This is a genomic window from Microcoleus sp. Pol1C5 (genome assembly GCF_036701115.1).
In the GTDB taxonomy this organism is placed as follows: Bacteria; Cyanobacteriota; Cyanobacteriia; order Cyanobacteriales; family Microcoleaceae; genus Microcoleus.
On the sequence record NZ_JAUBQE010000071.1, the window covers coordinates 1 to 21,489 of the forward strand.

At 43.4% G+C, this 21,489-nt stretch carries 19 protein-coding genes and 1 pseudogene; 5 read left to right on the top strand and 15 right to left on the bottom strand.

Going from position 1 to position 21,489, the window contains the following annotated elements:
* Nucleotides 1-176: 176 nt before the first annotated feature.
* The 6 genes and pseudogenes from QUA23_RS27900 to larC all read right to left on the bottom strand — a co-directional run bounded on the left by QUA23_RS27900 (nucleotide 177) and on the right by larC (nucleotide 5,232).
* On the bottom strand, nucleotides 177-1,931 hold the full coding sequence (locus tag QUA23_RS27900; protein WP_333079109.1) for an ATP-binding protein: 1,755 nt from the start codon (nucleotides 1,929-1,931) through the stop codon (nucleotides 177-179).
* A 37-nt stretch (nucleotides 1,932-1,968) separates the two neighbouring features.
* Nucleotides 1,969-2,157: pseudogene (locus tag QUA23_RS27905) on the bottom strand (transposase); the annotation flags it as partial.
* Complete coding sequence (locus QUA23_RS27910) at nucleotides 2,144-2,500, bottom strand: tyrosine-type recombinase/integrase (RefSeq protein WP_333079111.1); 357 nt, start codon at nucleotides 2,498-2,500, stop codon at nucleotides 2,144-2,146. The pseudogene QUA23_RS27905 and the gene QUA23_RS27910, both read right to left, overlap by 14 nt.
* A gap of 185 nt (nucleotides 2,501-2,685) precedes the next feature.
* Complete coding sequence (locus tag QUA23_RS27915; protein ID WP_333079112.1) at nucleotides 2,686-3,024, bottom strand: transposase; 339 nt, start codon at nucleotides 3,022-3,024, stop codon at nucleotides 2,686-2,688.
* Nucleotides 3,025-3,113: 89 nt separating this feature from the next.
* Nucleotides 3,114-3,455, bottom strand: coding sequence for a helix-turn-helix domain-containing protein (locus tag QUA23_RS31190; protein WP_445243527.1), 342 nt, complete (start codon nucleotides 3,453-3,455; stop codon nucleotides 3,114-3,116).
* A gap of 367 nt (nucleotides 3,456-3,822) precedes the next feature.
* Entirely contained in the window at nucleotides 3,823-5,232 is a 1,410-nt protein-coding gene (gene larC / locus QUA23_RS27920) for a nickel pincer cofactor biosynthesis protein LarC (protein ID WP_333079114.1), read from the bottom strand.
* Between the two features lie 75 nt (nucleotides 5,233-5,307).
* Between larC and QUA23_RS27925 the strand changes: the two genes are divergently transcribed.
* Nucleotides 5,308-5,973 carry an L-threonylcarbamoyladenylate synthase gene (locus tag QUA23_RS27925; RefSeq protein WP_333079116.1) on the top strand — a complete coding sequence of 222 codons (666 nt, stop codon included), beginning with the start codon at nucleotides 5,308-5,310 and terminating at the stop codon, nucleotides 5,971-5,973.
* 68 nt (nucleotides 5,974-6,041) lie between these two features.
* Here the strand turns inward: QUA23_RS27925 and QUA23_RS27930 are convergent, their stop codons facing one another.
* Nucleotides 6,042-6,326: a DUF427 domain-containing protein gene (locus tag QUA23_RS27930; protein ID WP_190738299.1), complete on the bottom strand. Its 285-nt coding sequence runs from the start codon at nucleotides 6,324-6,326 to the stop codon at nucleotides 6,042-6,044.
* A 97-nt stretch (nucleotides 6,327-6,423) separates the two neighbouring features.
* Between QUA23_RS27930 and recQ the strand changes: the two genes are divergently transcribed.
* The 3 genes from recQ to QUA23_RS27945 are packed head-to-tail and all read left to right on the top strand — an operon-like array spanning nucleotide 6,424 to nucleotide 10,490.
* Complete coding sequence (gene recQ, locus QUA23_RS27935; RefSeq protein WP_333079118.1) at nucleotides 6,424-8,619, top strand: DNA helicase RecQ; 2,196 nt, start codon at nucleotides 6,424-6,426, stop codon at nucleotides 8,617-8,619.
* A 60-nt stretch (nucleotides 8,620-8,679) separates the two neighbouring features.
* Nucleotides 8,680-9,807, top strand: a complete 1,128-nt coding sequence (locus tag QUA23_RS27940; protein ID WP_333079119.1) for an AAA family ATPase — start codon at nucleotides 8,680-8,682, stop codon at nucleotides 9,805-9,807.
* Nucleotides 9,804-10,490, top strand: coding sequence for a hypothetical protein (locus tag QUA23_RS27945; RefSeq protein WP_333079120.1), 687 nt, complete (start codon nucleotides 9,804-9,806; stop codon nucleotides 10,488-10,490). Before QUA23_RS27940 ends, QUA23_RS27945 begins: the two co-directional genes overlap by 4 nt.
* Before the next feature lie 119 nt (nucleotides 10,491-10,609).
* Here QUA23_RS27945 and QUA23_RS27950 read toward each other — a convergent pair whose 3' ends face one another.
* Both QUA23_RS27950 and QUA23_RS27955 read right to left on the bottom strand, forming a co-directional pair.
* Nucleotides 10,610-11,350, bottom strand: a complete 741-nt coding sequence (locus QUA23_RS27950) for a peptidylprolyl isomerase (RefSeq protein ID WP_333079122.1) — start codon at nucleotides 11,348-11,350, stop codon at nucleotides 10,610-10,612.
* 85 nt (nucleotides 11,351-11,435) lie between these two features.
* Nucleotides 11,436-12,428, bottom strand: a complete 993-nt coding sequence (locus tag QUA23_RS27955) for a calcium-binding protein (RefSeq protein ID WP_333079124.1) — start codon at nucleotides 12,426-12,428, stop codon at nucleotides 11,436-11,438.
* Nucleotides 12,429-12,965: 537 nt separating this feature from the next.
* Here QUA23_RS27955 and QUA23_RS27960 point away from each other — a divergent pair.
* Nucleotides 12,966-13,163: a hypothetical protein gene (locus tag QUA23_RS27960; RefSeq protein WP_333037874.1), complete on the top strand. Its 198-nt coding sequence runs from the start codon at nucleotides 12,966-12,968 to the stop codon at nucleotides 13,161-13,163.
* Between the two features lie 139 nt (nucleotides 13,164-13,302).
* On the opposite strand, the gene QUA23_RS27965 is transcribed toward QUA23_RS27960, so the two are convergent.
* The 6 genes from QUA23_RS27965 to QUA23_RS27990 all read right to left on the bottom strand — a co-directional run bounded on the left by QUA23_RS27965 (nucleotide 13,303) and on the right by QUA23_RS27990 (nucleotide 20,850).
* Nucleotides 13,303-13,533, bottom strand: a complete 231-nt coding sequence (locus QUA23_RS27965; RefSeq protein ID WP_333079126.1) for a hypothetical protein — start codon at nucleotides 13,531-13,533, stop codon at nucleotides 13,303-13,305.
* Nucleotides 13,534-14,024: 491 nt separating this feature from the next.
* A complete protein-coding gene (locus QUA23_RS27970) occupies nucleotides 14,025-14,282 on the bottom strand; it encodes a hypothetical protein (RefSeq protein WP_333079129.1) in 258 nt (85 codons plus the stop codon).
* A 242-nt stretch (nucleotides 14,283-14,524) separates the two neighbouring features.
* Complete coding sequence (locus QUA23_RS27975) at nucleotides 14,525-14,782, bottom strand: hypothetical protein (protein WP_333079131.1); 258 nt, start codon at nucleotides 14,780-14,782, stop codon at nucleotides 14,525-14,527.
* A gap of 404 nt (nucleotides 14,783-15,186) precedes the next feature.
* Nucleotides 15,187-15,648, bottom strand: coding sequence for a HetP family heterocyst commitment protein (locus QUA23_RS27980; protein WP_333079133.1), 462 nt, complete (start codon nucleotides 15,646-15,648; stop codon nucleotides 15,187-15,189).
* A 59-nt stretch (nucleotides 15,649-15,707) separates the two neighbouring features.
* The gene (locus tag QUA23_RS27985; protein WP_333079135.1) at nucleotides 15,708-17,516 is read right to left on the bottom strand and encodes an HlyD family efflux transporter periplasmic adaptor subunit; all 1,809 of its coding nucleotides are present in this window, start codon (nucleotides 17,514-17,516) and stop codon (nucleotides 15,708-15,710) included.
* Nucleotides 17,517-17,703: 187 nt separating this feature from the next.
* Nucleotides 17,704-20,850 (bottom strand): peptidase domain-containing ABC transporter, encoded by a 3,147-nt coding sequence (locus QUA23_RS27990; protein WP_333079136.1) that lies wholly within the window; start codon nucleotides 20,848-20,850, stop codon nucleotides 17,704-17,706.
* Nucleotides 20,851-21,489 lie beyond the last annotated feature (639 nt).

Below are 21,489 nucleotides of genomic sequence, written 5' to 3' on the forward strand. Positions count from 1 at the left end.
TCTAGGGAGTAGGGTTTCATTTTTCTCTTTCTTATCACCTCTACTATTGTACCTAATCGTTAAGCAAAGTGCTGTATAAGTCTTGTCTGAGCTTCACAGATTTTAAGTAGGATTCCGCTACGTCTAAAAACGGTTTTATCTAAGATGGTAAGTATTGCCCACCCTAATTTTTGCAACTAATTTTTGTTAGTTAAAGGAATAGCGATCGCGAATTCCGTTCCCTTTCCTGGTTCGGAGACGCATTCGATTTTTCCGCCGTGTCTCTCTACTATAATTTGGTAAGTTATTGATAAGCCGATTCCCGTACCTTTGCCTACTTGTTTAGTAGTATAAAATGGATCGAATATTTTCCGTCGGACTTCTTCTTTCATTCCCGATCCATTATCTGAAATCCGAATTTCGGCCATTTTGCCCTCAATTTTAGTAGCAATCTGAATCGTCGGAATGAAATATATATCCTTAGAATTCGGCAACGACAGCTTCTCTTCCAAAGTATCGATCGCGTTGTTAATTAAATTCATAAAAGCCTGGTTTAATTGTCCTGCATAACACTCGATCGCTGGTAAATATCCATATTTTTTCACAATTCTAATTTCCGAGTGATGCGAGTTAGCTTTTAAGCGATTTTGCAAAATTAATAGCGTACTATCAATGCCTTCATGGAGATTTACTTTTTTGCGATCTGACTCATCTAAACGCGAAAAATTACGTAAGGACAGGACGATCTGCTGGATGCGTTCGGTTCCAACTTTCATCGAATTGATAGTTTTTGGTAAGTCTTTAACTAAAAATTCTAACTCTATATTATCAGCTTCTAGTTTAATTTCTTTGGCTGGTTCGGGATAGTATTTTTGATACAAATCCAACAAACGAATTAAATCAGCTACATACTCGCTGGAATAACTAATATTACCGTGGATAAAGTTTACTGGATTATTAATTTCATGCGCGACACCTGCTACCATCTGACCCAAACTCGACATTTTTTCAGCTTGAATCATCATTGTTTGAGTACGTCGTAGTTCCTCCAAAAGAGATTCTAACTGTAAAGCTCTTTCTCTTAGTTTTGCTGGCGTACTTACCAAAACAAATATTGCACCTCCAGCTAATATAGCACTGAAACTAGCAGCTATCCACAACCATTTAAAAATAGGTGAATTCTCAATCCAGCCATCTTTTGGAATAGCTGCTAACTGCCAGGATCCATTAGGTAAAGTTACTTCTAAAGTAACAGGCGCTCGCTGGAAAACCTTAGCATCTCCAAAAAATACTTCTCCCGCAGCGCCTAATCCATCTTTCCCGCGAATCGCATATTTAAGCTTCGCAGAGGAGTCTAATAGTCCCGCTTCTTTTAATAAAATATTCCAATCAATACCAATGCTTACCATTCCCCAATAGCGACCGCTTTCCGGAGGTTTGCCGACAGGAGTCAGAAAAATTGGGGTACGAGTAATCAAAGCCATATTACCCTGTTCGATTAATTTAACTGGCCCCGAAACTACAGTGTTTCTAGTATCAATTGCTCTTTGAAATGGCTTTTTTTCTTCTGGTATTTTCAGGGGTGCAAATCCTAAAGCACCTTCTTGACCTGCTAAAGGATAAAGATGGGTGGCAATTGAATTTTTGAACAATGCAGCGCTAGGAATACCGGGTTGCTTGGCTAAGATAACTCTAGTCAAATTTTCAAACTCTGCTTGGCTAATATTTGGATTGCTTACTGAAATATAAGCTACCAAACCTTGCATTACAAATAATCGCTGGTTTAAAGAACCTTCAAGCTTAGCTCTCACCGTGCTAAGTTGGTCTAGTAGAGCAACGCGGTTTTCCTGCTGGAAATGTTCGTTTTCTAAACGAATGAATAGCTCGGCGATCGCTAAAACGAGCGTCGCTGTTAAAAAGGCTGCTAGATAGGGTAAGTACCTGATTTTCACGTTCTTATTATATTAGAGCTAATTTGTAAACAAAAGATTAAGCAGACAGCCTGCGGGTCATCAAACGGATGAGCGACCCGTAAATCATCGCTTCACTGGTCTGGGTGTATAGTTCATAGTCCTTACTCAAGTGTCGAAACTGATTGAGCCAGCCAAAAGTACGCTCGACAATCCAGCGCTTAGGCAAAATCTCAAATTCCTTTGATGTCCGCTCAATCACCTCCACTCGTACCCCACTCTATCGTTGCTACCGAAAAAAATTCCCCCAAAGTTTCCGACTCTGGCTTTAGATCGGGAAATAGAGATATTTCGATTTTGCCATGACTCAACATAGAGAGACTGGCCACAGCTTTTCTGACCTGTTCCGGCTTGACTTCCAGATACCTTTGCAACTGCTCTAAATTCCTGTGTCCGCTCACTTCCTGCACGATTCTTAAGGGGATGCCAGCATTCGACATCTGGGTAAGGGCAGTCCTGCGGAAGCTGTGAGAACTGGCTCCCTCGATGCCAACTCGCTTAAAAGCCTGTCGCAAGATTAAGCCGGCCGCGTTGCTGGTGATGTGTCCCAAGCGAGTGTTACAGCACTTCCGGATGTTATGAGGTACAGTAGCAGCAATTAGTAAACCAGTTCTTGAGATGTTTCGGGTTAATTAAATCAAGAGCCAGAGCAATTATCGTATCAACCCTTTTAGTGGTAGTTGGCGAAAACTGGATCAATAAAGATTTAAGCTGCGACCACCATAATTCAATCGGATTAAAATAGGCGTGAGTATGGGGACAAAGATAAAATAGAAGCACCCACAGATTCAATCATCGATGTAATTGAATCTACTTTATGAGCGGGTAAATTATCCATCACTACTACTGCTCCCGACCACAATTGTGGCACTAAACATTGCTCAAAAAATACCTCAAATGCTTTGCCATCCATTGAGTTATCTATTGTCATGAGCGCCACTACTCGCTTCAAACTAATTGCACCAATTACTGTGACTTTTTTCCCTGGGTAAAAAGGTTTAACCGCATAGGCTCTCGTTCCTCGTTGAGAACGTGCATGAGTTCTGGTTAAACAAGCGTAATACTCCAGTCTCATCTAAAAAAACTAGATCTTTTTGGTCGATCTGCTTGACTTTTTCCCAATACTCTAACCTTAACTTCATGACTTTTTCTGTTCCGGCTTGGCTACTTCTCACTGTTTTTTTTACGATTTAATCCCAACTTTTGTAAGGCGTTACACATGGCTGTTCTACCCACCCAATTTCCAGTCTTCTGGCCAAATAACTCACACAATTCTAGTAAGGTTGCATCAGGAGGTGCTGCCACTATTTCTCTCAACTCTGCTGTGGAATTATTCAAATGACTGTATCTCCGTTTCCCCCTGGGTTTCGGCTCTAAATTTCCCTCGATTTTTTGTTGCTTGACCAGTTTTTGAACAGAGCTTTTACTGACGGAAAATATCGCTGCTGTTTTTCTGATCGACAGCTTCTGCTCGATATGGGCTGCTACTATGAAAGGAGCGCAAATCTATTGAGTATGCTTTCATTGGTATATTATTTTTAGTCGATTCTATTGTACCTCATAACATCCGGAAGTGCTGTATTCTTCTGCACTCATCGATGGGCGATCGGGTAAGGCAACCATCATGCGATAGAAAATGAAGTATGTTTCTAGAATAGCTTGAAAAAAAAGCGATTAAAAGGGCGGGTTTTTGAGATTGTCAATTATTGGCAGATATTTTTCGTGAACCCGCCCTTACCGTATTAGGGTAATCGACCGGACATGATATCAGAGGTTTTGATTCCTCTGATTTAGATATTCCTCAAGCCTGCTGGGTGTGACGGGTTGTCAGCCCGTCAGGGACTAAATTCCTCATGTAAGTCACTGTAATTGATTAAGTGCGATCGTACCAACTTTGCAGCGCCAAGCGGTGAACTTCCCGCCAGCTAATATTTTTAATTCGGGCAATTTCCGCGCAATCTTCGTATTCCGGGTGTACATTAACAATCGTTTGTCCAGACTTCGCAACTTTTATCTTGACTTCGCCGTATTCTGTTTTAACGGTCTGGATTTCTCGGTGTAAAATAGTTCTCTGTTGAGTCGATCGCCTAATTCCCAGAGTAGTAGTTTCGCGAAAGATAACTGCTTCACAAGCATCCTGAAATTCGGGATGACAAATCGCAGTTAACAAAACCCCCAGCCGCGACTTTTTCATCACAATTGGGGCAGTAAAAACATCCAGAGCTCCGGCGGCAAACAAAGCATCAAAAACATAGCCGATCGCCTGCGGACTCAAATCATCAATTTGCGTTTCCAATACCGTAATAGTTTCTATGGAATTGGGCATTGGGAATTGGGAATCGGGGATTGGGAATTGGGAATTAGTAGCCGTCTTTCTCCCACTCTCCCACTCTCCCACTCTCCCCCTCTCCCCTTCTGACTTCTCCCCAATCCAGAGGCGCAAAATATTAGGAATTGCCAGCATTCGAGAACCTGCACCCAAACCGATCGCCTGAATTTGCATCGCTGGTGGCGGACCGAAAGCAGACGCGAGGGTACAGGCGATCGCAGTTCCCGTAGGAGTGCACAATTCGCGATCGATCCCATTGCTGTAAACCGGCACTCGGTGCGTTTCCCACAACCGCATCACAGCCGGCGTCGGCACCGCTAATCTGCCGTGTGCAGCCTTCACCGTACCGCCACCAGTCGGCATCGCCGAAAAGTAAAATTCATCAATATCCAACCAATCCAAACCCAAACAAGTACCCACAATATCAATAATTGCATCCGTAGCCCCCACCTCGTGAAAGTGAACCTCGCTTGGGGGGATACCGTGTACGGCACCTTCTGCCTCTGCTAATTTGCCGAATACGGCCAAACTCCAAGATTCCACGCGCGGAGGCAATTTTGCGGAGACGATGATTTGCTCAATTTCTGGCAAATTGCGGTGATGAGTGTGGCTAATTTCGGCATCTGCTTCGCCGTGACTGTGAGAATGTTCTTCCCCGTGATGATGGTGGTGGCGGGCGTCAAAAGTCGGGGATTCCGTTTCCGAGGGATCGAGTTCGATATCGGAATTTTTGGGTTTTAACCCCAAATCTGCAGCTAAATCTACATAAAATTTAGTTGCTTGTTGAGTATTCCGGTGGACTAATTCCGTCCGCAACTGGTACTCTGTCGAAATGCCGAGCAAATTTAGTTTTTCGATTAGGTAGTCTAAAGGAACGCCAGCGTGGACAAGAGCTCCGATACACATATCGCCAGCAATGCCTGTTGGACAGTCAAAATAAGCTATTTTATTCATTATTAACAATTAATTTTCAGCATTGATTGTTTCACTGGATATTTCGATCGCCCACTTAGCCTGCAGTATCTTAACATGGCAACTATTTACGAAGTGCATCCAGTTGCACCCCAAAGAGACCGGATCGAGAAGATTACAAAAGCTCTAAAAGATGGGGCCGTGATGCTTTATCCGACAGATACAGTTTACGCGATCGGCTGCGATCTCAACTCCAAGTCTGCAGTAGAACGAGTCAGGCAGATCAAGCAACTATCCAATGATAAGCCTTTAACGTTCCTGTGTTCCTCTCTGTCAAATATCACCGACTATGCTACAGTCAGCGATGAAGCATACAGAATTATCAAGCGGTTAATACCTGGGCCTTATACATTTCTGCTGCCAGCTACCAAGTTAGTGCCACGGTTGGTAATGAACCCAAAACGGAAAACCACTGGAATTCGCGTTCCCGACCAGCGGCTTTGTTTTACACTGTTGGAAGTTTTGGGAAATCCAATTATTTCAACATCCGCTCACATTACAACGGATGATGAAGGTGCAGCACCAGTGCCTGCATCTAAAGCAGAAAGCTTTGGCAAAGCTGAACTTTTTGACTGTTTTTCAAAGTTAGTAGATGTCATTGTCGATGACGGTTCCGATCCGGGATATCAAGTTTCTACCATTCTCGATTTGACACAAAGCGAACCGATTGTTGTTCGCCGTGGTTTGGGTTCGGAAGCTGTCGCCGTTTGGGAAAAAGATTAAATTTTTAAGGGGCAGGTTAAGCGCCAAATTCGCCCACAACCAGCCCCATTTTTTATTTCAAAACTGCTTTAAGCCTCTACCTTAACTCCTTTCCAAAAAGCAATATATCCGGCAATATTTTTAGCAGCATCTTTTGGAGTGGGATAGTACCAAGCAGCATCTTTATTAACTTGTCCGCCGACTTCGACACTGTAGTAACTAGCCACACCTTTCCAACCGCAAGTAGTGTGAGTGCTGCTGTCTTTGAAATACTCACGGTTGATGGCATCGGCGGGGAAATAATAGTTGTTGTCTACAATTTCGCACTTGTCGCTCTCGGCCAAAACGGCACCATTCCAAATTGCTTTCGGCATCTGTTTTTCTGCTTAACTTGAGATTCTCAATTATTGTAACTGTATTTGTGCTCAAAAGGCATAGAATAGTTGAGAAGCCAACAACCAACTACTGCAAATGCCAGCGTCGAATCCGCCAATATCTTCTGTGCCGCTGTCCCTGGAACAAGCACTCAAACATTTTTTTGGCTATGACTCTTTCCGTCCGGGACAGCAGGAAATTGTCGAAGCTGCTTTACAAAAACGGGATATGATGATTGTCATGCCGACGGGCGGTGGCAAGTCTTTGTGTTTTCAATTACCGGCACTGTTGAAACCGGGATTGACTGTGGTTGTTTCGCCGTTAATTGCTCTGATGCAAGACCAGGTGGAAGCTTTGCAGGATAATGGAATTGGGGCGACTTTTCTCAACAGCACTTTGAGCTCTCAGGAAACCCGATCGCGCGAAACTGCGATTCTCGAAGGTAAGATTAAATTGCTTTATGTTGCACCCGAACGCTTGCTCGGTGAGAGATTTTTACCATTTTTAGATATAGTAGCAAATAAGTTAGGAATTTCGGCATTTGCGATCGACGAAGCTCACTGCGTTTCGGAATGGGGGCACGACTTTCGACCAGAATACAGGCAAATGCAACGAGTGCGCGATCGATATCCCGACATTCCCATTATGGGACTAACCGCCACCGCTACCGAGCGCGTCCGCCAAGACATTATCCAGCAGCTAACTCTGCGAAATCCCTACATCCACGTCGCCAGCTTCAACCGCCCCAATTTATACTACGAAGTTCGCCCCAAAACCAAGCACAGTTTTGCCGAAGTTTTGCAAATCATCCAAAAAAAAGGCGGTTCCGGAATTATCTATTGCCTCAGTCGCAAAAAAGTTGACGAAGTTGCCTATAAATTGCAACAAAGTGGCATCCAAGCCTTACCCTACCACGCTGGGATGAGCGATGTCGATCGCGCAACCAATCAAACCCGCTTCATTCGCGACGACGTGCAAGTAATGGTAGCCACAATAGCTTTTGGTATGGGCATTAACAAACCAGACGTGCGGTTTGTAATTCACTACGACTTGCCCAAGAATCTAGAAGGATACTATCAAGAATCAGGCCGCGCAGGCAGAGACAACGAACCCGCCCATTGCAGCTTATTTTTCGGCTACGGCGATGTCAAAATGATCGACTATATCATCGAGCAAAAACCTGATCCACAAGAACAACGAATTGCCCGCCAACAGTTGCGTCGAGTAATCAACTATGCAGAATCAACCGATTGCCGTCGTACAATCCAGTTAAGTTATTTTGGCGATTCATTCCCCGGAAACTGCGGTACTTGCGATAACTGTTGCAACCAAAAACCCGTAGAAGATTGGACGATTGAGGCAATGAAATTTCTTTCTTGCGTCGCCCGCTGCCAAGAAAAATTTGGCATGAATCACATTATTGACGTGCTGCGCGGTTCAAAGAATCAAAAAATATTGCAATACCAGCACCACCAACTTTCTACTTACGGAATTGGCAAAGATAGAAGTGCTGATGAATGGAAAAAATTGAGTCGTTCGCTGTTAAATCAAGGTTTTTTAGACGAAAAAACAGACGGATTTCCCATTTTAAAACTGAATGAAAAAAGTTGGGAAATTATGAAACGTCAGCGCACAGTTGAAATCGCCATTGAACCCCAGCGGGAAGTACAGGGTAAAGTTCGTTCTTTGGCAGTAGAAGTAGAAGGTTTATTTACCATACTGCGGACGCTGCGCAAGCAAATTGCCGACGAACAATTTGTGCCACCTTACGTAGTTTTTGCGGATAAAAGCTTGCGAGACATGGCAGAAAAACGCCCGCAAAATCTCAGAGAATTCGAGGAAGTTTACGGCGTTGGTAGCAACAAGCGAGATAAGTACGGCAAAGTTTTCTTGGAGGCAATACGCACTTTTTGCCAAGAACAAGGATTGCCAAGTGGTGCGGCATCTTCTGATGTCGCTAATCTTCCCAATCTTGCTAACGTTGCGTCTTATTCGCAGATGCAAACTTGGGAATTATACCGACAAGGTTTGACAGTTCAAGGAATAGCTAATGCGCGGGGTATGAGCCCTAATACTATTTCTGGGCATCTGATAGAATTGATGGAAATGGGCAGGGAAGTTGATATAAATTTGTTGGTGGAACCGGAACGCCAGCAGGCGATAGTGTACGCAATTGAAGTTATGGGGGATGAGAAATTGAGAGCAATTTATGATTTTTTGGAAGAACGTTATACGTTTGAAGAGATTAAGTTTGTACGCGCTTGGTGGCGGCAAAATTATGTAAGTTTTTAACCGCAGATGTATGCAGATGAACTCTGATGAAAGCAGATAATTAATAGAGAGGAGGGGGAAATGAGAATTAAAAAAGTAGCTTTTTGGGATAATTTACGAGAGTGGCGTTTTGAACCGATATATTTTTCCAACTTGGCTTTATTAGTTGGTGTCTCCGGTGTCGGCAAAACACAAATTTTAAAAGGAATTTTGAATTTACAGCGAATAGCTAATGGTGCTTCGTTAAACGGTTTAGCATGGGACGTTACATTTTCGACAGTAAACAATGTCGAGTACCGCTGGCAAGGCGAATTTGAAACGCAAAAAGTCCCTGCTATCATTCCTACTGAGGAAGACGAAATTAATAAGTTTAGAATAGTTCGAGAACATCTATCCAGAGAGGGAAATGTAATTATAGAAAGAAGCAATAATGAAATTAAATTCAAAGGCGAGACAACGCCCAAATTATCGCCCTTTCAAAGTGCAGTTGAAATTTTAAATCAAGAAGAAGATATTTCACCTGTCCAGCAGGCTTTTAATGAAATCATTTATAGCGACAATTCTAGCTTGTTAAATGGAATTTATGGTATACCTGTAAGGGTACTATCGATAATTTCCAATAATAATTTTGCTTTGGAAAATGTTCAAGCAAGTGATATGCCAATTCTTCTTAAACTGGCTTTAATAGCTCGCCATTGTCCCGATATTTTCGATAAAATAAAAACTAAATTTATCGATGTTTTCGAGCAGGTAGAAGATATTAAACTAGAAGCATTAGAAGATAACGCAAATCCATCTTTTACCCGTTTCCCTATTCAAATCAAAGAAAAGGGTGTTAACGATTGGATTTTCCAAAACAATATTTCTTCAGGAATGTTGAAAACTCTCATTCATATTAGCGAACTGTACTTGTCGCCGGAAGGCACGGTAATTCTGATTGATGAATTTGAAAACAGCTTGGGAATTAACTGTATCGATGTTGTGACAGATTTGATTGTGGAAAATAGAAATATTCAATTCATTCTCACCAGCCATCATCCTTACATAATCAATAATATTGGGATGGAACACTGGAAAATAGTGACTCGCAAAAGTGGGATCGTAACTGTCATAGATGCTAAAGATTTGAACTTGGGAAAATCAAGGCATCAAGCTTTTATGCAACTGATTAATCTTGAAGAATATAGCCAAGGAATCAAAGTTGAATGAATCTGTATTTTTTGGTCGAAGGAACACAATCGGAGAGAAAAGTTTATCCTGCTTGGCTGGCTTATCTTTTACCGGAATTGCAGCGAGTTGACAATTGCGATGATGTGACTCAAAAAAATTATTACTTGATTAGCGGGGAAGGATATCCTTCGTTATACAATTACATCCCGCCTGCGATAGAGGAAATCAACTCAAACGGAAAATACAGCTATTTTGTAGTGTGTCTGGATGCCGAGGAAAATACTATTTCTGAACTCGAAACTGAAATTGATGAGTTTTTAATTCAGCAAAAATTGAAATTAAACAATGCAGAACTTGTGCTGATATTTCAGAATCGATGCTTGGAAAGTTGGCTGCTAGGCAATCGCAAAATTTATTCTAAAAATCCTCAAGATAAAGCTCTATTAGATTATACTAGATATTATGATGTTTCAGTGAACTGTCCCGAAAACATGGGCAGATATCAAGAGTTTAATACTCATGCTCAGTTTCACGGAGCTTATTTGAGAGCGTTATTTGAAGCTAAAAATATTACGTATTCTAAGAAACGACCGGGAGATGTACTCAAGCCATTTTATTTGGAACAGCTATTGAGCAGAATTCAAGTTCATCCAGAACAACTGACTACTTTTCGCCAGTTTATCAATTTTTGCAATATAGTTAAATCCAAATTGCCAAGTTAAACGCAACAGTTATAGGGCTTAGGTAGAACCTCTATATGAGGGCTCCATGCACAACCCCACCGAGAGCGCTATAATTCGCCCGTCAAACTACTTAGGCTTCTCTGTGCTCCGCGCGCCACCTACACTTTAGAACTGTACAATAAATAGTTGACTTCGTTAGCCAACCATTCGTTAAACAGATTGTGCAATATTTCTTGATACCGTTCAGGGGTTAATTCCGCCGGGAGAAATTTTTCAACCAGGAACAAGTGATATCCTAGCTCTGTTTCAATTGGACGAATCACTTCTCCGGGTTTAGCGCTAAATACGGCGACGGCTATGTCGGGTTTTAAACCCCACCGATAAACCTTGCCTTCGCAACCGCATATATGCCGACGATTTTCGTCAATATCGTAAAGATGAGCGGCATCAAAAAAGCTGATTTCTCCTTCTTGAATTTGATAAAATAGTTCCTGAGCAAGCTGGCGGTTGGCAACAACTATTTGATAAAGAATTATTTGATCAAATTGCAATTTGTTTTGAACGAAAATCTTTCCTACTTCTTTGCTAAACAAGTGTTCGGCTAGTTTTTGGCTGAGGAGCCGATCGCGAATCCCTGCCTCTAAATCTTCTACAGAAATCATCTGATCGACCAGCCAAGCAATCGTATCCGCCGCTTTCTCCAAACGCTTCTCGCGGCGGAGTTGGTCGCCCACAGCTTGAATTTCGTCGGGAGTCACAGTTAACTCCCGTTCCCGGGCTGCTTTCTCAATAACTTTTTTCTGCAAAACCTTTTGACTAAATGTTTTTAATTGCATCTCTTGTCTGAGTTGTTCGATGATTTCACTTGATTCAATCAATGGCCCGTAAAAGTCCTTCATTTTTCTCTCTCAATCTATATAAATTTATTAACTTCATCCCCCGACGATTCCTGCGGGGTAGTTGGTGTTAACGGTTAACGATTAGCTACAAGATGTCATTTGGCAAACTAATAAAATCAGCATTGCTCAAAGTTGTTGCACCCGCTGCGTTAACTGTTCCCAAAACAACAGCTAAAATTCGATCGCCACTATTTGAACTAAACTTGACCAGAGTCGCGTCTGCTGTACCGTCACCGTCAGTATCAAACGCCACGAGTGTCAAGTCTGCTACCGAAAGTCCCCCTGTCAGCCCAATTCGATCACCTTCAGCGGGATTGAAATCAAGGAGTTGATCTGCTAAAAATGGATTAGCTGCTGCACTCGCTGTTTCGGGTTTAAATGCAAAGGTATCAGCGCCGCTACTTCCAATCAATTTATCGGTGCCCAAGTCGCCACAAAGAAAATCGTCGCCGTTGCGGCCAATCAGCAAATCGTGACCTTTCCCTCCCCGCAGAGTGTCGTTTCCATCACCTCCATCGATCGCATCCTCACCTCTGTTACCTGTGACAATATCGTGGCCGCTTCCTGCAAAAATTCGATCGCTCCCGCTATCGCCAGTAATCACATCGCTGTTGTTGGTGCCCAGCCAATATCCGTCGCCGTTGCTGTCGATCGTACTCTCGTCGCCAGTACCCGTAATGTCTGGAGAGAAATTAGAAGGACTTGAATTGCTAGAAGTGCCACCAGTCACGGGGGTGAACGTTGAACCGTCATTATTTGACGGTGTGGGTGTTGGCGCTGTGGCGTTAGTAGTTGGGGGCGCCACTGTAGAAGCACTCGCTATCGCGCTGCCACTGCTAGATGTAGCCCCCACAGCGTAAGCAGTCTCACTACTTGTACTGCTTCCCATCGGGGAAGTTGCTGTCGCGCTGCTGGTACTGCCTGCACCGCTGTTATCTACAAAGGCACTAGATGTGCTGGAACTACTGCTGCTGCCCGCACCAGGGTTATTCGCCACCGAATTCAAGGTGTTTAAACTATTGCTGTTTCCAACAATATTATTTAAGGGCTCAGGAGCTAATGAATCGAATGGAGGCATCGCGATTTATCTCCTTTTACTTGTATGTAAAGACGAAAATCACTTGCACGAGCGCCGACATTGCGAATCTCAATGAATGCCAATGTAGGATTTTAAAGAGTGTGAAAGAATTGCTTTTGACTTCAGACTAAAGACTGAAATGTTTTTAATAAATGAACCTTGGTGCATCCAGAAAATAGGACAGGAAAAAATTGTTACCAATACCAATCTGGGCGATCGGTACTGATTGCCAATGGCATTTGATTTAGCCATCACCATCACTCTCAAAAGGCTTGGATAAATTTAAACTGCACCTTCCTTGCACTCGCCCGTACTCAAAAAATATTAGGGCGGACTGCTAAAGATGAGCAAAAACCGTGTTTTATTGCGATTTACCTCAATATATCTGGACTAATTAGAGGTATGTTGCCAATTTGGCAGATTTGTTTGAAATTATATGAGTTACGCAAGTTTTCAATTTTTACACTCTTTTTATCCGGGCGCACGCTTGCTGGTGTTGAGGCCCGATCGACACACCGCTGCTCCCGTTCCTGAATTGTGATTAACAGAGCGGGGTTTGGCAGCAGTTTGAGGACTGTGGTTGAGCGGATCGGAGGGGACTTGGAACGGCCGTTGGAGGGGCTTGCATCAGCCGGGAAGGCGACGGATTTAGCCGATTTGAATACGATCGCGATCGAATGGATGGGGAGTCATGGCAGGTGCAGGGCGATCGCGATCGCCCTGCACCTGCCATGATGCGGAAGTAATTAGAATTGGCATTCAGCGAGTTGGGGCTTAAGCCTTTTCCTGGGCTGGAAACCGCTCGTAACCGTGACGCAGTGGTCAATAATTAAAAGGCAAAAAGGGCTTAAGCCCTTACTAAAAGCCATCAAAGTTAGTGTGGCAAGTCCATCGCCTTTACACTAACAGTCTCAAAAGCATAGTTTGCTCCTGTTCCTGAATTAATTTTTATTTTCACTTTATCAAAGCCTGCGTAGTAAACATCAACACCAGCTAGAGGATCAGTGCCAATCGCTATACCTGTTCCTGTATCCGTTGCTTTCGTAACTTTACCTTTGTTTCTAAAAATAATGTCTAATGTCTGCCGTAGGCAAATTGTTTCCACTGTCCACTGATGAAAAGGCATCCAACGCCAAGACAGCACCAGCTAAAATCAAGTCGTTTTCTGAAACTTTTTCGAGGTAAGACCAATTACAGATAAACATAATGAGCCTTCTTTTTAAACTAATCAAAACTCACTTGCGTATTAGGCAGGTATGGGATTTTTTTTCTCGCTGGTACTTGCGGTTTGATGTTCACCTTATTCTTGCACCACCAGATCCAAATTATAGTCTTCCTTTGCCAAATCGCGTTTCATAAGCGAGAGATAATTAATGAATTTTTCATGGTTGGAATATCGTATTTTTAAAGCAAACTAAATTAGTTTTAAATTACTGTTTAACGTTTTTATAAGACAGAGCCATAAACTATTTCTAGATTCAGTTATTTTTCGCCTGTTTTCAAGTAGAGCTATATCCATTTCATCTACTAACCCAAAGATTTTTTTCTATTTTAATAGATGAGAATGAAATAGCCCTACTTTTTGACGGTTAAGGATTAGTTAGTAGCAGCGATCGAGACGCTAGTAGAAGAGTAGGGATAGACAACAGCGAAGGTTTGGGTCAAAGTATCGTAACCATAAGCATCAGCTTCCGCAGTAGCCAGATTACCCTCTACATATGTCTTAGAAAAAACGTCTTTTTTGATTTTAAACTTTTCAGAGAACTCGATCTTGGTAAAGTCATAGCCCAAGTTGAATCCACCAACAACAGAAGTTTCAGCAGTTTCCAAGTAGTTCAAATCGGAAATAATCATGGCTTTTGTCCTTTGTGTTTGTGAGTTTGTAGCTCGCAGCAACCTTTGGTTGTTCTGTATTTAAGATAGCTAAGCTAATCCGACCTGTGTTGCCATTTTGGCAGATTAATTTTAACCGAGAATGACAAAAAAATGGGAAGTTAGTCAGGAATTTATAGCGAGGAAAATAGAGAGAATCCTCAGCTAGGATACCCTCTATTTTTGCTGTTATTTTCATTCTCGGACTGAGCAACTGCTAAAGATTAGTTAGTAGCAGCAATCGAGACGCTAGTAGAAGAGTAGGGATCGACAACAGCGAAGGTTTGGGTCAAAGTATCGTAACCATAAGCATCAGCTTCCGCAGTAGCTAGATTACCCTTTACATATGTCTTAGAAAAAACGTCTTTTTTGATTTTAAACTTTTCAGAGAAATCGATTTTGGTAAAGTCATAGCCCAGGTTGAATCCGCCAACAACAGAATTTTCAGCAGTTTCCAAGTAGTTCAGATCGGAAATAATCATGGCTTTTACTCTTTTTGCTTGTGAGTTTGTAGCTCGAAGCAACCTTTGGTTGTTCTGTATTTAAGATAGCTAGGATAATCCGACCTGTGTTGCCATTTTGGCAGATTAATTTTGACCTGGACTGAACACAAAAAATGGATGCTAGTCAATCAACTTAAGTAGGATAGGCATTGCCTCGACAGAGGGCTAACTGTATTAAAATCGATCGCAAAGCAGTATAAATCCACAATAGCTAAAATCGGGTTTCTGAGTATAAAGTAATTAATTTGGGTAATGTTGCCATTTTGGCAGATTTATCGGAAGTGCGGATATGGGATACTGAAAAACCCGATCGCCCGCGATGAGTCAACCAAAAAACAGGTACACCCAACGCCCGCAATCGGGTTTTGTTTTGAGCAACTAATTTACTCGCCCGCGAAATTCAACCAACGTGTCTTTAATGTCGCAAAAAAGCCCTGATGCGGAACATCAACCGTCGGCGTCGAGAGACATGGCCCTTCCTTGACTTCAAGCCCTAAACCTCTGGTATCTGAGTGCAACTCGCTAAAAGCCTCAGTTACATAACCCCCTCGAACTCCGGCTTGTTTTTCCCTCACCACTTCCAGATGATCTAAATCAGCAATTTTGCCCAATGCAGACTTAGTTTCCGATTTACTCGACTTGCTGATTTGACTATTTTCCTTAAGCAAGCGGTTGGAGGTACGGTAAGGTATATAGTCGAGAGGGTTGTAACCCGTGCACCGCAAAAGTAAAAAACAAGCCCAAGAATACTTTCCTGCCAGAATCGCTGAAATTATCTCATCCAATTGTTCAGGTTTGATTCCAACTTGGGAATGATTGGCAGAATGGTGAAATTGGGAATTCATTATTTTATCCTGTTTTGTGTATATAGAGTGACAAAGGACAACAACCACTTAACTAAGTTCTACAAACTCATGCCGCCTTTTTGTAGTTGCTTGAGAGGGTCAAGCAAAACGTCGGCTATGCTGCGCTGACGGATGACAATTTCTGCAGTAGCTGTCTGGCCAGCTTTGAGTTTCCAGGTTTGATTGTTGGCTTTCACTGAGTCTCGATCGATACTCACTTCCACCCGGTAAACAACACCCAATCGCTCGTCTGTTTTGGCATCGGGCGAAACCGATACAACTTTTCCCGGAATCACGCCGTAATTTTGATAAGGAAAAGCATCGAATTTGACTTGCACCGGCATTCCGGTTTTGACAAATCCCGCTTCTCGATTCGGCAAACTGACTTCGAGCACTAGCGGAGCCTGATTCGGAGTCATTTCTGCAATAGTTTGACCCGGTTGAACTACTTCGCCGGTATTGTGAATGTTGAGGGCAGAAATCACTCCGCTGACGGGTGCGTAGAGAAATCTTTGTTTGAGCTTATTTTTTGCTTGATCGAGCAGGGTTTGGGTTTCGGCAATTTTGGATTTGACTTGATTTAATTGCATTTCCAACTGCTGAATTTTTTGCTCTTTTTCTAACTGCGTTTGGCGCGCTGCGGCTTGTTTGCTGGCGGCTTCGGCTTGCAGTCGATCGACTTCTGCCAGTTGTTGGGCTAATTCACCTTGGGTTCTAGAAATGGCGCTAGTTCGATCGCGCAAATTTTGCTCGACTTCAAACAACCTTTCCTTAACCCCAGTTGCATCAGACAGTTGACTCCTGATCGCAGCACTTTGCCTGTCGCGAACGGTTTGCTCGACTTCAAAGGCGCGATCGTCAGCCTGAGTTGTCTCCCCCAACTGGCTTCTAATCACCGCATTTTCGCTTTCTCGCAGAGCTTCCTCAGCTTGAAACAATACGTCTTTTGACAGTGCACCTTCATCTACCAAAGGTTTGAGACGCGCGATCCGCTCTTTGTGAGCCGCTACTTTTGCTTGCAATTGCACCAGCAATTCTTGAGTCTTGCGTTGCAACGGTTTCACCTGATCGCGCCGCCCTTGCTGCGAGTTAATATCTGTATTCAGTTGCGAGAGCAAGTCTTGCACATTCTTTTCCAGAGGTTTGAGCTGTTGCTTGCGCGCTTGCTGAGATACTAAATCTGTTTGCAATTGCTCGATTTGAGACTGCGTGGTGGCCGCTGAAGCGCGAGCACGGGCGATCGCAGCTTCAGCCCCACGCTGGTCTGCAGCAGCAATAGCTTGGCTCGCTTCCGCTTCAAGTCGAGTTCTCTCGATCGAACTCATCTCTTGCATCAATTGAATCCGATAAGCGTCCAGAATTTTCTCAAGACGCTCCACCTCGATCTGGGCATTCGACGGGTCTAATTCGGCCAATAATTGTCCAGCTTTGATTTTTTGACCTTCTTTGATAGGGAGGTTAATAATTTTTCCCGTCTCCGTCGGGTGAATTTTGTAAACAGCGCCTTTGGGAACTAATTTGCCCTGAGCATGACCAACCTCGTCAATTTTTCCCAAAGTTGCCCACGCTCCAAAAGCTACGGAAAAAACCATTCCTCCTAATATCAATCGCTGGGGAAAAGATACTGGTGGCTGGTCGAGTACCGAGTGCAAAGAAGTTGACCAATTCTTAGCATCAGGCTGCCGTAACTGTAATTTGGCAATGTTGATACCATCATTAGTTTGAGAAGAGCGATTTTGAGATTCGACTACTTCTAAAGAGCGGTCTTTTTTTCGGGATTCGTTTCCTTGCCTTGAAGCTACACCCCCATAGACTTCACCTATTTCGTTAGGAGCGTGGCCTAATTCTTTCTCATCTTGTGAAAACATTGTATTTCCTCCAAATTAGTCTGTTGACTGTTGGCAGTTGGCAGTTGTTAGGAGCTATAAGTCAGGAGTCAGAAGTCACGAGTAAGTAAAAATTATCTTTAGTCTTGTGTAGGTTGCTAATGACTAATGACCAATGACTAATGACTAATGGCTAATGACCAATGACTAATAACTAATGACTAATGAGTTAAATATCGAGTTGTTGCTGAGCGAGGTGATAGTAAAGTCCGCGTTCAGCCATCAATTCGTCGTGGTTGCCTTGTTCGGCTAAAATGCCTTTGTCTAGAACCAAAATTCGATCGGCATTACGTACCGTAGACAACCGATGAGCGATAATAAACGCAGTGCGATCGCGACTAATGCGGGCGAGATTTTGCTGAAACCTGCGCTCAGACTCCGTATCCAGCGAAGAAGTTGCTTCATCCAAAACCAAAATTCGGGGATCTCCCAAAAGAGCGCGGGCGATCGCAATTCGCTGCCGCTGGCCCCCAGACAAACTCGTTCCCCTTTCCCCCACAGGAGTTTGATAACCCAGCGGCATATCTTGAATAAAAGCATGAGCTTCTGCTAGCTTCGCCACTTCTATCGCCTCTTCCAAGCTTGCAGAAGCAGCATCGTTTGCGTTTTTATACAGCGTAATATTTTCCAAAATCGTTCCCGAAAACAAGAAACAATCTTGAGGAACAACACCCAACTGAACTCGCAGCGACTGCAAAGAAATGTGCCGAATATCGTGGCCGTCAATTGTCAGCCGCCCTTTTTCTGGATAATAGAAACCTTGCAGCAGCTTTACCAAAGTGCTCTTACCCGAACCGCTGCGGCCGACAATTGCCACAGTTTCTCCAGCTTGCACCTCAAAGGAAAGATTTTGCAGCGTATTGCGTTCCTCATCCTGAGAATAACGGAAAGAAACATTGTCAAACTTGACGTTTCCCTGAATGCGAGGCAGCACCAGCATTGGCTTGTAAGGGCTTTCTTCCGGTTGGGCAGAGAATACATCATCCAAACGCTCGATCGAAACGAGCACTTCTTGAAACTCATCCCAAAGTCCCACCACTGAAAGCACAGGAGAAATCACGCTTCCAATCATCATATTAAAAGCCACAAATTGACCGATCGTCAATTCGTCTTGAATCACCAACATTGCCCCGTACCACAGCAAAGCCGTGCTGCCCAAAGTATTAATCCCACCCCCGATCACCTGCAAAGAATTAGCCAACTTTTGCCCGCGAAATTTAGCATTAATCATGCAAGTTAATTGGTCTTCCCAGCGCCAGCGCATTTCTCGCTCAGCAGCAGTTGCCTTAACCGTCGCCACCCCAGTAATCATTTCCACCAAAGATGAATTTTGCTTGGCACTTTCGGTAAAAATCTCCCGCGACACTTTTCGCAGAAACGGAGTTGCCACTAAAGTCAAAATCACGATCGGCGGAATCAAGGCCAGCACCAACAACGCCAGACGCCAGTTATAGTAGACCATCAGTCCGATGTAAACTACAGCCATCAAAGCATCCAACCAAGCCGTAATAGCTTGGCGAGTCAAAAATGCCTGAATTTTTTGATTTTCCTGAACCCGCGTCAAGATATCGCCCACCTGACGAGATTCAAAAAACTTGATCGGCAAACTGAGAGTGTGACTGATAAAGCCGCTAATTAAAGTCAGGTCAATGCGGTTCGACAAATAATCCAGCAAATACTGTCTCGTTGCACCCAACAGCGTTCGCCAAACACTAAACAGCAGCAGTCCGATCGCAAAAACGTGCAGAGTTACTATGCTTTTGCTGACAACCACTTGGTCGAGAATTACTTGGGTAAATAGGGGAGTAACTAAACCAAATATTTGGAGCAACAAGGAGAGGAGCAGAATTTGGGCGATCGCAGCGCGGTAGGGCCAGACTATGCCAACAAAATCTTTAATTTTAATGCCTTGATGTTCGGCACTGTGATTGCGGTATAGTTCCGCTGTCGGGTCTAAAATTAGGGCGTACCCAGTCCAATTTTCGGTAAAACTTTTAATGCTCATCCACCGCTTGCCCGCCGCCGGATCGGCCACTAAAACCTGTTGATTTTTAAAGCGGTAAACTGCCACGTAGTGATTGCCTTGCCAGTGAGCAATCCAGGGATTTTGATTTCGCAGCGGAGTTAAAGAAGCTCGCACGGGACGGGTTTGAAATCCCATCCTTTCCGCTGCTTTTGCCAGACTCTTGAGCGACGCGCCGCTGCGGCCAATTTCTGCTAATTCGCGCAAGTAATTTAGGCTGAATTTTTTACCCCAATACTCGCTAATCATGGCTAAGCAAGTAGCTCCACAATCTGCTGCGCTCTGTTGTTGAATGAATGGGTGTTTGCTGCTCAACCAGCGGCGCTGCTTGGGTTTGGGAAAGCTGATGATTCCGGCTGCGGTTTTTTGCTGAGCAACTGCGGTTAATTTTGATGGCTCGGTTTGTGAGGTAGAGCGGGCATCTTGGGGCGCCGTTACTAAGCTTAAAATCGGAGGTTTGCGGAGGATTTTAGGGCGGGAATTGCTTTCGGAACTAATTGTGGATTTGGCGATTTCCCAGTGTTCGCTGCTAAGCTGGTAAATTAGCAGGTCTGTTACGGCTATCCAGTTGCTTTTTACCTCTGAATTTTCCCAGTTACTGCCTATAATTGGCGGGGCTTGACCTTGAATTTGACCGCTGCGGAGCCAAAAATGATTGTTGGAGTTTTGGCAATGCTCAGCGATGGTAACTCCGGCCGGAATTCGGCTTTCTTCTATGTAAGGAAGTAAGTGCGGCCACAGAAGCTGTTGTTGCTGGGGAGGGAGCGATCGCAAATCTGTTTGTGTCTTGAAAAATATTAACCGCTGTCGCTCTTGAAATTCTTGCTGCAAGTGCTGTTGCAGTTGCGGAAATTCCTCTAAAATAAGCTGCATTGTGGTGGCCGCAATTCGACCGATTTGGCAAGTGCCGGCCGCAATTGCCCTGTAAGGCAGTCCGCTGTCAAGAAATAGGTTATCTGTCCCAAATATTGCTCCGACTTCCAGTACCACCGCCGAAATTTCCTGCTGGTGAGATGCTTCTACCGCTAGCAGCCTGACTCTTCCTTCGCAAACTAAATAAAAATTGCGATCGCTCTGTTGTTGTTCAACTAAATTGTTGCTATTATCAGGCGTTTGATATTGAGTGATTTCATCTCCGAGTTGAAACTCGCAAATTTCACAGGCTGTCTTTAATTTCGCCACTAATGTCGGTCCTGCACCGACTTCCTCGAAAATTTTCTGAATAGCAGGGAAATTTTCCCAGGCTTCTCGGGTTGTAAAAATGTGATTTTTAACCCCTAAATTTTTTTGCATAACTCACCCTGTCAAAAATTTGTTTCAATTATTTTGAATTACAACTAACCCGGTTATGAGTAATTTTTATTGGTTTAGTTGCAATTTAGTTGGCTTCAAAACTGTTGGTCGATATGTCCGACTAACACCCCTTCGTTACGGCATCCCTTCAACGCCTTTAGGATATAAATTGCGTTTTTTCAGGATTGTGTGGTGATTACGTAAGTATGGTTTTGGCTGGCTCCCAGCTTAACCTACAGAATCGTGATTTTGGCTACCTGTCAGGGCAATCTTTACGTAATCTTTATAAAAATACCGTATTATCACGGATAATTATGAAGATTCTGTGAAGCTGGGGGGAGGCAAATGTTGAGTCCGGTATACGTATATCTACGCAAAAAATTACATTCAGGATTCAAAAACCATCAATTTTCGACGCTCATTGGTGAAGTCCTGATTCCGAACATTGTAAAGAAATATGGATTGCTATTAGTTTGTAGCAGCAATTCAAGCAATTAATGGTTCTTCCGTACTTAGTCTGTTAAAATCTTATGAAGACAGCGAGCATTTAAGTTAAATATAAAAATATCAAGGACTACATATTAATGACAAAAATACTGAATCTACCTGGTGTAATCCTAGAAGATAGCTTAGAGACAG